The sequence below is a fragment of the Nocardia farcinica genome (genome assembly GCF_029867845.1).
Taxonomy (GTDB): Bacteria; Actinomycetota; Actinomycetes; order Mycobacteriales; family Mycobacteriaceae; genus Nocardia; species Nocardia farcinica_A.
The window spans coordinates 1-13,388 of the sequence record NZ_JARWRU010000404.1 but is presented as its reverse complement, the minus strand read 5'-3'; the positions used below and the strand labels follow the sequence as shown (position 1 = coordinate 13,388).

The 13,388-nt window shown below is 71.9% G+C and carries 12 protein-coding genes; 2 read left to right on the top strand and 10 right to left on the bottom strand.

The window, feature by feature from the left end:
- From QH283_RS08625 to QH283_RS08580, 10 genes are all read right to left on the bottom strand, one after another.
- On the bottom strand, positions 1–678 hold a 678-nt coding region (locus QH283_RS08625), incomplete at its 3' end, for an SDR family NAD(P)-dependent oxidoreductase (protein WP_280502493.1).
- A gap of 119 nt (positions 679–797) precedes the next feature.
- The gene (locus QH283_RS08620; protein ID WP_280502492.1) at positions 798–1,454 is read right to left on the bottom strand and encodes an ABC transporter ATP-binding protein; all 657 of its coding nucleotides are present in this window, start codon (positions 1,452–1,454) and stop codon (positions 798–800) included.
- Positions 1,451–2,389, bottom strand: coding sequence for an ABC transporter ATP-binding protein (locus QH283_RS08615; protein WP_280502491.1), 939 nt, complete (start codon positions 2,387–2,389; stop codon positions 1,451–1,453). Before QH283_RS08615 ends, QH283_RS08620 begins: the two co-directional genes overlap by 4 nt.
- Complete coding sequence (locus QH283_RS08610; RefSeq protein WP_280502490.1) at positions 2,386–3,225, bottom strand: ABC transporter permease; 840 nt, start codon at positions 3,223–3,225, stop codon at positions 2,386–2,388. Before QH283_RS08610 ends, QH283_RS08615 begins: the two co-directional genes overlap by 4 nt.
- Positions 3,218–4,171: an ABC transporter permease gene (locus QH283_RS08605; RefSeq protein ID WP_280502495.1), complete on the bottom strand. Its 954-nt coding sequence runs from the start codon at positions 4,169–4,171 to the stop codon at positions 3,218–3,220. Before QH283_RS08605 ends, QH283_RS08610 begins: the two co-directional genes overlap by 8 nt.
- Positions 4,172–4,245: 74 nt before the next feature.
- Positions 4,246–5,835: an ABC transporter substrate-binding protein gene (locus QH283_RS08600; protein WP_348538269.1), complete on the bottom strand. Its 1,590-nt coding sequence runs from the start codon at positions 5,833–5,835 to the stop codon at positions 4,246–4,248.
- A 160-nt stretch (positions 5,836–5,995) separates the two neighbouring features.
- A complete protein-coding gene (locus tag QH283_RS08595) occupies positions 5,996–7,249 on the bottom strand; it encodes a cytochrome P450 (RefSeq protein WP_280502489.1) in 1,254 nt (417 codons plus the stop codon).
- Between the two features lie 316 nt (positions 7,250–7,565).
- Positions 7,566–8,738, bottom strand: coding sequence for an aminoglycoside phosphotransferase family protein (locus QH283_RS08590; RefSeq protein WP_280502488.1), 1,173 nt, complete (start codon positions 8,736–8,738; stop codon positions 7,566–7,568).
- Positions 8,739–8,955: 217 nt separating this feature from the next.
- Positions 8,956–10,107, bottom strand: a complete 1,152-nt coding sequence (locus tag QH283_RS08585) for a hypothetical protein (protein ID WP_280502487.1) — start codon at positions 10,105–10,107, stop codon at positions 8,956–8,958.
- 17 nt (positions 10,108–10,124) lie between these two features.
- Entirely contained in the window at positions 10,125–11,051 is a 927-nt protein-coding gene (locus QH283_RS08580; protein WP_280502486.1) for a metal-dependent hydrolase, read from the bottom strand.
- A gap of 218 nt (positions 11,052–11,269) precedes the next feature.
- Between QH283_RS08580 and QH283_RS08575 the strand changes: the two genes are divergently transcribed.
- Positions 11,270–11,881 carry a TetR/AcrR family transcriptional regulator gene (locus QH283_RS08575; RefSeq protein WP_280502485.1) on the top strand — a complete coding sequence of 204 codons (612 nt, stop codon included), beginning with the start codon at positions 11,270–11,272 and terminating at the stop codon, positions 11,879–11,881.
- A 79-nt stretch (positions 11,882–11,960) separates the two neighbouring features.
- Positions 11,961–13,250 carry a hypothetical protein gene (locus QH283_RS08570; protein WP_280502484.1) on the top strand — a complete coding sequence of 430 codons (1,290 nt, stop codon included), beginning with the start codon at positions 11,961–11,963 and terminating at the stop codon, positions 13,248–13,250.
- The last annotated feature ends 138 nt before the right edge of the window (positions 13,251–13,388 follow it).

Here is a 13,388-nt window from a genome sequence, read left to right as displayed (position 1 = left end):
CGGGCCGTCGGCGAGATGGTCCAGTCCTTCCCTGGCCACGTCGGCGGGCTCGCTCACCCGCATGCCTGGCACGTCGAAATTCAGGCCCGCGCGTTCCATGGCGGGAGTTCGGGTCACGCCGAGCACCAGTTCCAGCACGTCGACGCCGTGCTCGCGCAGTTCCAGCCACAGTGATTCGGCGAACAACCTGCCGAACGCCTTCACCCCGGCGTAGACGGTCTGGTGGTAGCCGCCGAGGAAGCCGCTCATGGAGCCGACCAGTAGCAGTCCGCCGCGCCCCGCCGCCCGCATGCGGGCCCCGAAGTGGTGCACCAGGGCCAGTTGAGCGGTGATGTTGAGGTCGACGACGGCGCGGAAGCGGTCCAGCTCGCCGAGCACGAACTCGCTGCCGTAGCTGTTGGCTCCCGCGTTGTAGATCAGCAGGCCGACCTCGACGTCCTCGGTCGCGGCGACGATCTCGGCGACGGCGGCCGGGTCGGTGAGATCGACCGCCACCGTGCGCACCTCGGCGCCGCGGGCGCGCGCCGCGGCGGCGGTCTGCTCCAACGGTCCCGGTTTGCGGGCGATGAGCACGAGGTTGAGGCCCGCGTCGGCCAGCTGGTCGGCGAAGGCGGCGCCGACGCCCTCGGAGCCGCCCGCGATCACGGCCCACGGCCCGTAGCGCTTCGGATCGAACACCCGACGATCTCCTCGCTCCCCCTAACAACCAAGCATTTGCTTGACACACTAACCCGCGCGATGGGGTGCTGGCGAGAGCCCGGACGCGCGGTCCGCCCGGCGCTGGTTCACAGGCGGGTTCACGGCAGCGCCGTGAGCGCGCCGCCGTCGAGGAGGAAACGGACGTCGGCCCAGGCGTCGAGCAGGGCGCGATGGTGACTGACGGCCAGGACCCCGAGTCCGGCGCGGGCCCTGGCGGTGAGCACGGCGGTCAGGCTCGCGGTGGTGGCGGGATCGAGCATGGCGGTCATCTCGTCGCAGAGCAGGTAGCGCGGGCGCTGGACGAGGGCACGGGCCAGGCAGGCGCGCTGGAGCTGGCCGTCGGAGACCTGGTGTGGCCTGCGGTCGAGCAGGTCGGGGGTCAGGCCGACCAGACGGGCGGTTTCGAGGACGATCTCGTCCGGCGGGCCGGAGCGGCGAGATCCGGCGGGGCGGGCGCGCAGGGGTTCGCCGATGATGCGGGCCAGTGTCCAGCGCGGAGTGACGGCCTGGCGGGGCGACTGATAGAGCAGGGCGACCTCACCGCCGGGCCGGGCGGGCAGCGGGTCGCCGTCGAGGCTGACCTGCCCGGCCGACGGACGGTGCAGCCCGGCGAGCACGCGGGCCAGCGTGGTCTTGCCGCCACCGGAGGGACCGGTGAGCCCGGTGACGCGGCCGGGCTCGACGGTGAAGTTCACGCCGGTGAACACCGGGGTCCCGTCGTGGCCCGCGGTGACGTCGTGGGCGCGCAGGCTCACCGGTCGGCTCCGATCAACCGGCGGACGGTGCGGTCGCCGTGGATGGTGAGGTGGGTGGGTCCGCCGGAGAAGCCGGGGGCGGGACGGCGCAGGTGGTAGACGCAGTCGGGGGCCGCGTCGGTGAGGGCGGGTGGCGAGCCCGGGATGGGGTGCAGGCCGCCCGCGGGCGTGGCGGCCAGCAGGTCGCGGGTGCAGGGATGCCAGGGGTCGGCGAAAACAGTCGCGGTGGGACCGGTTTCGAGAATGCGGGAGGCATACATGACGGCCACGTGGTCGGTGTGCTCGGCGAGGGTGTCCAGATCGTGGCTGATGAGCAGCACGGCGGCTCCGGCGTCGGCGGCGGCGCGCAGCAGGGCCAGGATGTGGGCGGTGCGGCCCGGGTCGAGCGCGGCGGTCGGTTCGTCGGCGACGATCAGCCGCGGCCTGCCCGCCAGGGCGCAGGCGACGGCGGCGCGCTGGGCCATGCCGCCGGACAGTTCGTGCGGGAACAGGCGGGCCGCCGCCGGCTCGAGTCCGGCCAGTTCGAGCAGTTCGGCGGGGGTGCGGTCGGCGTCGAGGTGGGCGCAGGTCTCGGCGAGCTGGGCGCCGAGGGTGCGCACCGGGGTGAAGGAGGTGGCGGCGGACTGGGGTATCCAGGCGATCCGCCGGCCGCGCAGGCGGCGCCAGGTCGCTGGGCCCGCGGTCACCAGGTCGACAGGGGCGGTGCCGCCGTCGTGCAGCAGAGCGCGGCCGCGCACGCTCGCGTCCCTCGGCAGCAGCCCGCAGATCGCCGCGCCGGTGACCGATTTCCCGCAACCGGATTCGCCGACGAGGGCGTGCACGCGCCCGGCGTCCAGCCGCAGGTCGACCTCGGTCACCGCGTGCACGGTCCCGGCGCGGGTGGGGATGCGGACGGTCAACTGCTCGACGGTCAGCACCGGTTCGGCGGCACTCATCGCACCGCCCGTTGCGGCAGCGGCGGAGTGATGCGGTCGCGCAGGGCCGCACCGGCACCCGCGACCGCCAGGGTGGTCACGACGAGGGCGAGCGCCGGGAAGGCGAGCGTCCACCAGGAGCCGGTGAGCACGGCCGCGCGGGCGTCCTGGAGCAGGGTGCCCAGCGAGGCGCGGTCCGGGGGCAGGCCGAGTCCGAGGAACGACAGCGTCGACTCGTGCCAGATGGCGTGCGGCAGCAGCAGGACCACCGCCACCAGCGCCTGCCCGGCCGCCGCTGGCACCAGGTGGGCGAGGGTGACGCGTGGCCCGGACGCGCCGGCCAGCCGCGCGGCCTCGACGTAGGCGGCGGTGCGGGCGGTGCGCACCTCGGCGCGCGCGATCCTGGCGACCTGGGTCCAGTGTGTGAGGGCGATGGAGGCGATGACGGCGACCACGCTGCCGGGATACAACGCCACGATCACGATGCCGACCAGCAGGTGCGGCAGCGCGTTCACCCCGTCGACCACGCGCATGACCAGCCCGTCCACCCGTCCGCCGAGCGCGCCCGCCGTCACGCCCACCGCCAGGCCGAGCACCGTGGCGGCAACGGCGCAGATCGTCGCGATCAACAGCGACACCCGCAGCCCGGCGGCGGTGCGCTCGAACAGGTCCCGGCCGGAGAAGTCGGTGCCGAACCAGTGCGCGGGCGAGGGCGGCAGATCGGCGGCGGCGAAATCGGTCAGGCGCGGGTCGGTTCCGGCCAGGGCGGGAACCAGCAGCGCGTACAGCGCGACGGCGGCGAGCACCGCGATCGCGCACCGCAGCGTCCTCGACCGGCCGGGAGCGGACTCAGCCATCGCGGCCCACTCTCGGGTCGATGAGCGCGTGCGCCACATCGGCCAGCAGCGAGCCCGCGAGCACCAGCAGCGTGGTGGCGACGGTGAGCGCGGCGAGCAGGGCGAAGTCGAGTTCGCGTGCCGCGGTGACCAGGCTGCCCGCCAGGCCCGGCCAGGAGAAGACCTCCTCCACCACGGCCGCGCCCACCAGCAACTCCGGCAGGCGCAGGCCGACGACGGTGGTGAACGGGCCGAGCGCGACGGGCAGGATGTGCTTGCGCAGCACCACGGATTCGGGGATGCCGCGCGCCCTGGCGCCGAGGACGGCGTCGGATTCCGCGGCCGCGCGCAGGGATTGGCGCAGCGAGAGCACCAGCCACGGCAGCAGCGACAGCGCCAGCACCGCGGCGGGCAGCACCAGGTGGCGGCTCACCTGGCGCAGAGACGGGTCCGCGCCGGGATCGGTCAGCCCCGCGACCGGGAACAGGCGGAAGCCGACCGCCAACACGCTCACCGAGGCCAGCGACAGCACGAACGGCGGCACCGACTGCACGAGCGTGGCCGACACCGTGACCGCGCGATCGACAAGTCCCCCTGCCCGCCGCGCCGCCCACAGGCCGAGCGTCGCCGCGGCGAGCACCGCGCAGGCCAGCGCCACCCCGGACAGCAGCAGCGTCCACGGCCCGCGCTCGGCCATGACCGTGGTGACCGGCTGCGCGTAGGCGCGTGAGTAGCCGAGATCACCGGTCATGGCGTGGCCCGCCCAGCTCGCCCACTGCCGCCACCAGGACTGCCCGGTCCCCAGCTCGTCGGCCAGCCGTTGCCGGTCGGCGGTGGAGACGGTGGTGTAGCGGTCGCCGAGATAGCCGGCGAGCGGGTCGAACGGCGAGCGGGCCGCCAGCGCGAACAGCGCGAGCGAGACCACGACGAGCAGCGGGACCGCGAACAGGGCGCGGCGCAGGCACATCCGGGCGATGCCGCGACCGCGTCGACCGCGTCCGGGCACCGGCGGCGTCCCGGCCGGGGCGGCGGTGGTGATGGTCATTCCCGGGTCCACTCACGCAGGTTCCACCACGGACCCCAGTTCACGCCGTGACTGTGCGGCTCCAGGACCGGGAGCGCACCGGTGTAGCCGGTGTCGGCGCCGACATAGGTGTGGTCGAGGAACACCAGCATCACGTATCCGGGGTGCTCGAGGTAGATCTCCTGCACGCGCCGGTACAGGGCGGCGCGCTCGGCGGGGTCGAGGGTGCGGCGCGCGGCGTCCAGCGCCTCGTCGACCGCGGGATCGACGTAACCGGAGGCGTTGTCGTAGGCCGAGCCGACCGCCGGGTCCGCGTAACGGGAGTGCAGGGTCTTGTACACCTGCGGGTCGGGATCGAACGGCAGATCACCGCCGCCGAGCAACGCGGCGTCCACCGGCAGCCGTCCGGGCACCCCGGCTCGGTCCACCGCCCGCACGTGCACCCGCACCCCGATCCGGTCGGCGTCGGTGGCGAAGGCCTGTGCCAGGTCACGGCGCAGGGTGTCCTCGGGAAAGTACATGACGGTGAATTCGGCTGCCACACCGGCTTTCTCCCGCACTCCCGACGGGCCGCGCCGCCAGCCCGCCGCGTCGAGGAGGCGTTCGGCGGCAGCCGGGTCGTGCTCGAACCCGGCGCCGATGTCGTAACCGGGACCGTAGACCGCGGGCAACGGCGTCGACGCGGGCCTGCCGTGACCGGCGAGCACGTGCTCGACCATGGCCCGCCGGTCCACCGCCCGGTTCAGCGCGGCGCGGATCGCGGGATCGCCGGTCACCGGATGGCCGGCGGGCAGGCTCACCCCGCGCCAGTCGGCGGAGGCGTTGGCCGACACCTCGAACCCGTCGCGATCGGCGAAACCGGCGGCCAGCCGGGGCGGCAGATTCGCGCCGTCCACCTCACCGGCCAGCAGGCGCTGCGCGCGGGCGTTGTCGTCGGGCACGTGCACCAGCGTCAGCCGCGGCACCTGCGGCGCGCCGTCCCAGTAGTGCTCGTTGGCCACCAGCACGGCCTGGTCCGGGCGCAGCGAGGCCAGCCGGTACGGGCCGGTGCCGACCGGTTCGGTGTTCAGCGCGGACTCCGACGCCAAGCCGCCGGTGAGCCGCTCCGAGGGCGCGATGCCGAGCAGCAGTTTCGCCGGCAGGGCGGCGTAGGGGTGGCGCAGGGTGAATCGCACCTCGTGCGGGCCGGTCGCCTCGACGGCGGCGATCATCTCGTAGGCGGTGGCCAGCGGGGAGGCCGACGCCGGATCGAGCACGGCGCGGTAGGTGGCCACCACGTCGGCGGCGTCGAGCGCGGTGCCGTCGGTGAAGGTCACGCCTTCGCGCAGCGGCACCGTCCAGCGCAGCCCGTCGGCGGAGACCTCGGGCAGGCGCGCGGCCAGCGCCGGTTCGAACGCGGGCAGGCCCTCGCCGCCCGCCAACCGCAGCAGGCCGTCGTAGATCTTGGAATCCCCGGCCTCGCCGTGCCCGGCGACCGGGTTGTAGCCGCCCAGCTCGTCGCCGTCGGCCAGGACGATGCCCTCGGGGCGCGCGCCCGGCTCCGCCGTACAGGCGGCCGCCCCGGCCGCGAGCGACACGGTGAGCAACACCGCGCACAACCGACGCACCGCCCTGCTCCCCACGCCCGCAATGCCTTTCACTCGACCCTGCCCGCAGGTTCGCCCTCCGGGTGGATCGAGCGTAGACAATCCCCGGATGACGCGCTCTACCAGGGAATATGTGCGCACACGGTGGCCGAAGCCGGGGCCGGGCGCGCAGGGGCCGGGCTCAGGTGGCCAATGGCGGGGTGGCCGGGAAGGTCACGGGCAGTTCCGCCAGCGCCCGATGGAACGGGCCCGGCCGCCATCGCGGTCCGCTCTCCGACATCGTCACCCTGATCTCCGGCAGCGCGTCGAGCAACTGGTCGATGGCGTCCTTGGCGATGAGCAGGGCCAGCGCCTGAGCCGGGCACGCGTGCTGGCCGATGCCCCACGCCAGGTGCGACCGGTTGCCGGTGAGATCTCCGGTGCGGATGGCCGGGTCGTTGTTGCAGGCGGCCATCGAGATCACCACCGGTTGGTGCGCCGGTAGCCAGACGTCGTCTATGAGCATGGGCTGGCGCGGATAGGTGACGAGCATGTTGGCCACCGGCGGGTCGTTGAACAGCACCTCGTCGAGGGCGTCGCGGGAACTGAGGTTGCCGCCGAGCACGCTGTCGCCGAAACGGTGGTCGGTGAAGATCAGCAGCAGGGTGTTGGCGATGAGGTTGAGCTCGAACTCGATGGCGGTGCCGTAGACCTGTGAGACGTGGGTACGGGCCTCCTCGTCGTCCAGGCCGGCCGGGTGGTGCAGCAGCGCGGTGGTGATGTCGCGCCGTGGCTCGGCGCGGCGCAGTGCCACCAGCTGTTGCAGGGCATCGGTGATGATCTGGTTGCCCTTCTCGGCCTCCACGCCCTCGAGCAGCGCCGCGGTGCCCGCCGCGACCTGCTGACCGATCTCCGGCGGGCAGCCGAGCAGCTCGTTGACCGTGGCGAACACCAGCGGGTAGACGTACTGCCGGATCAGGTCGGCCCGGCCGTCCTGACAGAACGTGTTGATCAGCGGCACCGCGATGCGGCTCACCCGCTCGTGCATCATGTAGAGGTCGACCTGCTCGATGCCTGCGGTGATCGCCTGGCGGTAGCGGTCGAACTCCTGGCCCGCGCACCGGCTGGCCATCGGCCGCCATTCCATCAGCGGCCGGATCGGGCAGTCGGCGGGCACGTTCTGCTGCCAGGCACGAGGATCGGCCGGGAAGTGATCCGGGTCGTTGAGCACGCGCAGCGCGGTCGCGTAGCCGACGACCAGCGTGGCCGGTACGCCGGGTGCGAGTTCCACCGGCGCCAGCGAGCCGTAGCGGGCGCGCATCTGCCGGTAGAACCGGTGCGGATCGTCCGCGAACTCCTCGGTGTAGAGGGGTATCGCGACCTCGTCGGTGGCGAAGGGGGAGCCGTGGGCGACCGGGCACGAGGAGACCTGCACCCGGGACTGGGGCGTACTCAAAGGAAGAACTCCAGACTTCGTTCTCGTGTACTGCGGGGTGGCACCACGCTGTGCCCCGATGGCGGCACCGCCGCACATCGACGAACTGCTCGATCCGAAACACGCGGGCGGACAACCGAGAACGTCGGCGACCGCCGAAAAACACTGTCCCGGTGGCCACTTCACGCACACACGCGGGACGAATCGTCAGGAATGGTACCGCCGTGGCCACATCGCGGCCAGCCGAACGGTGAAAAGTATCCGATCAGGAGGGTTTTCGCGGCCGCACCGGACACGACGCGCCGAGGGCGGTGACCTAGACGCCGAGGGCGGTGACCTAGACGCCGAGGGCGGTGAGAGAGTCGTGATCGTCGATGGCGGTGGTGATCCGGCGCAGCAGCGTCAGGCAGGTCTGCTCGGACTGCATCTTCGGCTGGTAGGCGGCGCGGCCGATGGTGAAGGCCCATGCCGCGTAGGCGAACATCGACTGCTGCCGGTAGGCCTGCCAGGCCTCGTCGAACGACGGCGCCGCGCCGCCGAGGGAACCGAGTTCGTCCAGATAGGCGCGCAGCAGATCGGCGTCCCAGGCGCGGCGGTCCTCGGGCTCGCAACCGGAGTTGACGGTGTAGGCCAGGTCGTGGGCCCAGCCGCCGCGCATGACGACCTGCCAGTCCACATAACCCATCCGGCCCTGCGCGGTGCGGTAGGTCTGCCCGATGTGCGGGTCGCCGTGCAGCAGCGTCTGCGGCATCTCATCGGTCGCCTTGCCGATGGCGGCGGCCACCCCTGCCCACAGGCGCTCTGCCTGCCCGTGCAGACGTTCGGGCACCACCGAGGCGGCGCGCACCAGACCGACCTCGCAGCGCTTCTTCATGTCGATGGCGGCCAGATAGGCTTGCAGCGCCTGCGTGGTGGTCTTGAGCCCGGCGATGTCCGGGTGTGCCCAGAACGTGCGGTGCAGCCGGGCCAGATTGCGGACCAGGTCTTCCATCTGGTCGCGGCCGATCCTGGCGGAGGGTTCGATGAACTCCGCGCCCCTGGTTGCGGCGATGTCCTCCATCAGGGCGATCGAGCGCCATGAGCCGGGATCGGCGGCGCCCCAGTAGCCGATGGGAGCCTCCATCTCGACCCTGGGCCGGAAATCGCGGAAGAACCTGGTCTCGCCGTCGATCATCCGGCCGCCGCCGAGCAGGATGCGCTGGGAGAAGGCGGTGGTGGTCTTGGCGAACAGCGCTGTGGGAAGCCCGGCCGATACACCGATCTCGTTGTAGCGCACGCGGATCGCCATCCGCGTCGCGGTGCCCACGCTGCCGCCCCCGGTCTCGAGGGCGACCACCTCCGCGCCGGGCGTGTCACGGCACAGCACGGCGGTCAGCCATTCGGGGGTGATGGTCTCGGCGGAGACGGGCACGTCCTCGACGGTCCGGGCCTTCGGCCGGGTGAGCGCCTCGCCGAGCATGTGCGCGCCCACCGTCACCGACCGCCCGAGCAACCAGAGCTTGTGGTTCATGCGCGTGCCTCGATTCGGTCGTCCGACTACCGCACGGCCCCGCGTACCGCCGGGCGCACGGAGGATCCTAACGGGAGGATCGCACCTACGGCGCGTCGAAGTGCTTGCACCACAGCGTGATCGGCTCCCGCGGCCGGGCGTGGCGGATTACCGGCGGTCCCGGACGCACGATGCCGCGGCACCCGCTCGGGGCGCCGCGGCGTCGGTGCGCGGATCGTCAGGCCGGTTGCCGCGCCGGTTCCCGCTCATCGCGCGGCCGCGGCCGGGTGCCGGTCGGGACGGTGAACGCCGCCGCCAGCACCAGGATCGCCGACACGAAGCAGGCCAGGGTGTACCAGAGATTGCCGATCGGATCGCCGTTGCCGGTCACCCCGTCGACGGCGGCGAAGAAGTCCGGCAACGCCGACGCCCACAGCACGCCCATGACCACCAGGTAGAGCACGCCGTACCAGCGGGCGAAGTCGTTCACGTAGCCCGACGCCCGGTCCGGCTCCCGGCGCAGCCGCGCCCACAGCGCGCTCAGCGCCCAGATGCCGACGACCACCACGACCACCAGTTCCAGCGCGTAGACCGTGCCGCGCACCGGCGTGCCCGCGATGCCGAGGACGGTGGCGGGCAGCGGCAGCAGGAAGGTGCCGACCGAGGCGAGCAGACCGATCACCACGGTGCGCCACACCAGCTCGACGCCGGTGAACTCGCGGCCCGCGTCGACGTGCCTGCCGACGAAGTACTGCACGCACAGCGCCAGCGACATCGGCCACAGCGCGGCGAAGACCACCACGCTCGGCAACGGCACCGAGTCGAACATCGGCTGGTTGATCGGATTCGCGGTCGACCACTCCCACCAGCGCAGCTGCGGACCGAGGTGGTCGAAGATCTCGTAGAAACAGTGGTGCACGAAACCCACCGCGGCCGCGCCGATCAGCACGCCGTAGCGGCGGAACACCCCCAGCATCCGCACCAGCTCGAAGGCGATCGTCGCCATGAGGGGGTAGATGGCCACGATGTAGATCGGCAGCCTGCCCCAGAGGAAGTCGACGGTGAACACGTTGTGGGCGAACATCGTGTCCACGTGTTCCTCGATGCCGAACGCGGCCGGGAAGTACAGCGGCGGCTCGATGACGAACAGATAGGCGGTGGCGCCGAACCACAGCACCAGGTTGGTCGGGTCACCCTGCCTGCGCAGCCGGAGCACGGCGAGCCCCAGGGCGAGCACCGCGCCGACGACGATGGTCAGCTCCAGCACCGGCAGGGTCCAGTTCTCCAGCGCGAACGGGCTGCGGAACTCCACGAGTCCGCCCATCTCCGCGCAGGAGAAGCCGAGGCGCTCGGCCAGATCGGAGAAGGTGGCAGAACAGTGATCGGTCATGACGCGTCGACCGCCCCTCAGGAGATGGCCGCGTCGGCGGTGTACCAGCGCTGCACGTCGTAGCCCGCCTCGTAGCGGCGGAACCACTCGTCGGCCAGCGCGGGCAGCTTCTCGTGCGCCGGGTTGTGCCGTGGCATCTGCGAGCGCACCACGCCCGCCAGGGCGACCAGCTGCTCACGCAGGGGCAGCTCGTCGAAGGCGCGCAGCATCGGCCCGTCGTTCGCCGGTTCCAGGCCGGGAATCCATTTCTTGAGCTTCTGCGCCCTGCGATGACGCGCGAACATGGCCATGGCGTCGACCTTGCGCTCGGAGAGCGGGACGTGTTTGTTGAACCCGCGCGAGGCGATGGCGATGACGTCGAGCACGTGCTTGAAGATCGAGGGCGCCTGCCGCATCCGGTAGAGGTCGCTGCCGACCACCGAGTCGAAGATGATCAGCGCCGAGCTGCGGTGCTCGACCTCCTCGACGAAGTGCCAGATGAACAGCGAGGCGACCCGGTCGTCGCCGGGGCGGAAGAGCACGGCCTCGTTGTCGAGCATGAGCTTGAAGACCGGGGTGAAGGTGGCCTCCAGGTCGGCGGTGTAGGCCAGCCGGTACTCGAGCGAGGTGTCGCGGGTGAGCTTGTCGAAGGCCCCGATCACCTCGTCGAGGGTCTCCTGCAACCCGGGGTAGTGCCGGATGAGGCCCTTGACGTGCTGGCGGTGCGCGGTGGAGTGCTGGCCTTCCTGGCGCATGAACGCCTCGGCCTCCTCGGCCACCCCCGGATCGGTGATGATCGGCTTGGCCTGCAGGATCATGTTCACGATCATCTTCTCGAAGCCGATGGCCAGGAACGACACCGCGTTGGCCATGCTCGAGAAGGCCGGGTTCCTCGGATTCCACAGGAACGGCACTTCGTGGTCCTCGAACGCGAAATTCATCTTTCGGACTACCAGATCGGTCACGTTGCCCACCTCGTCGGTTGCCGGCGCACGCGGTCGGGCGGCGCCACTTGCGAGGATCATACAAATAGAACACGTTCTGTATGATCGCTTTGTCCGAACGAATCCGTCACGACCCGGCCGCGACGCGCTGTGCTAGCGTCGAACCCCTGATCAGGGCATGATTTTCCGGCGCGCAACCCGCGCGCGGAGCTGGTGGGACAGAGTCGGGAAGCGAGCCGGTGGCACGACGACGCGGGTGGGGCGGACAGCCGCCGGAGAACGACGAGCAGGCCGCGCGCCGCATCGTGGACACCGCGGTCGACCTGATCGCGCGCACCGGCTCGGAGATCCGCATCGCCGACGTCGCCGAGGCCCTCGGCGTCATCCGCCAGACCGTCTACCGCTACTTCCCCAGCGCCGAGGCGTTGATGAGGGCCGCGGCGCTGGCCTCGGTCTCCGGCTTCCTGGACCGGCTGGCCGCCCACGTCGCCGGGCTCACCGACCCGGTCGAGGCGATGACCGAGGGCGTGGCCTTCACCCTCACCGAGGTCAGGCGCATTCCGCATCTGGGACTGCTGCTCACCGGCGAGCACGCCGGGGCCAACAGCGAGGGCATCACCTCCGCCGAGGCGAAGGCCTTCGGGCTGACCATGATCCGCCGCTTCGATGTGGACTGGGAGCGCTACGGCTACGACGACGAGTCGCTGCCCGAGCTGGTCGAGTACATCCTGCGCACCATGCAGTCGTTCTTCGTCTCCCCCGGTTCGCCGCCGCGGGAGGGCGAGGAACTACGCCGCTACCTGCGCCGCTGGATGGGCTCGGCGATCATGGCGCAGCCGCGGCACGACTGATTGGTACGGGCCTGCCAAAACCTGAGCGCCGGAAGCGAAGTCGTGTTAGACATGCGTCCAGGAAGCGAGGAGGGGTTACGTGGCACGACCGTACCGGCTCATCATCTGGGGCCCCGGCGACATGGGCGGGCGCGCGCTGCGCACCGCGCTCGAGTCGCCCGACTTCGACGTCGTCGGAGTCAAGGTGTTCAGCCCGCACAAGCACGGCAAGGACATCGGGGAGCTGGTGGGGCTGCCGCCGGTCGGCATCGCGGCCACCACCTCCAAGGAGGAGATCCTCGCCCTCGACGCCGACGTCGTGGTACACACCCCGACCACCCCCGCGCTCGTGCAGGGCGCCGACGCCGATGTGATCGACCTGCTCGAATCGGGCAAGAACGTGGTCTCGGCGGCCTCGTACCACAATCCGGCCATGCCGACCTGGCTGTCGGCCTCGCAGTCGCCGCTGTCGGTGTTGCGCACGGTCTCGGCCATGCGGGTCACCGGCGACGCCTTCGGGCCCCGGCTCGAGACCGCGCTGTCGGGTCTGCGGCTGGCCATGAAGGTCGTCGACTCCACGCCCGCCGCGCCGGTCCGGCCGCTGCTGGACAAGCTGGCGGGCGCCGTCATCGACCAGGCGCTGCCCCGGCGCGCGACCGGCGCCCGGTTGCAGCGGGCCTGCCTCGAGGGCGGGGTGTCGCTGCACGGCACCGGCCTGCACCCCGGACTGATGGTCGAACAGCTGCTGCTGCGGCTGGCCGGACTGCTCGACGAGGTGGACAAGGTGCGCTTCCTCGAGGTGGGCGACCTGTCCCCCGCCCCGGACGGGATGTGGGGCGGGCTGGCCAGCCTCGGCTTCGGCATGCCGCTGGACCGGGTCGATTCCGACCACGCCATCGCGCTCATGCAGCACTTCTACTTCGACGCGGTGCTGGCCAATGTCGCGCACACCCTGTTCGGCGCGAGCGCCGACCAGGTGCGGGTGGAGCGGCACGTCTACCCGGTGCCCGCGCGGGAGCGGATCGAGGCGGGCGGCACGGTGATCGAGCCGGGCAGCGTGGGCGCCATCCACATGAGCTACCGCGGCTACATCGGCGACCGGCACTTCATGACCAACGAGGAGTGCTGGCACGTCGGCCTCGGCAACGCCCACCTCGGGCCGGACCATCCGCGCAGCAGGGCGGGCGGTCACGTCATCACTCTCGACGGCAGTCCGGGAGCCGTCGAGATGCGCAACGAACTCGACGACGAGAACTACCAGGGCGAGTGGTCGGCCGTCACCGACATCTCGGTCAACGCCATGCTCGCCGTCGTACCCGACCTGGTCGCGGCCGCGCCGGGCGTGGTCACCCCGGACCTGGCCCCCCGCTACCGCCTGGAGACCGCATGAGCACCGCACGCATCCGCGTCACCGTCCACGGGGGCCGCGCCCGCGCCCCCCCCCAAGGCCCCCCGCCCCGGGGGCCGGCCCCCGACCCCCCCCGCCCCCCCCCCCCCCCCCCCCCGCCCCCCCCCCCCCCCCCCCCCC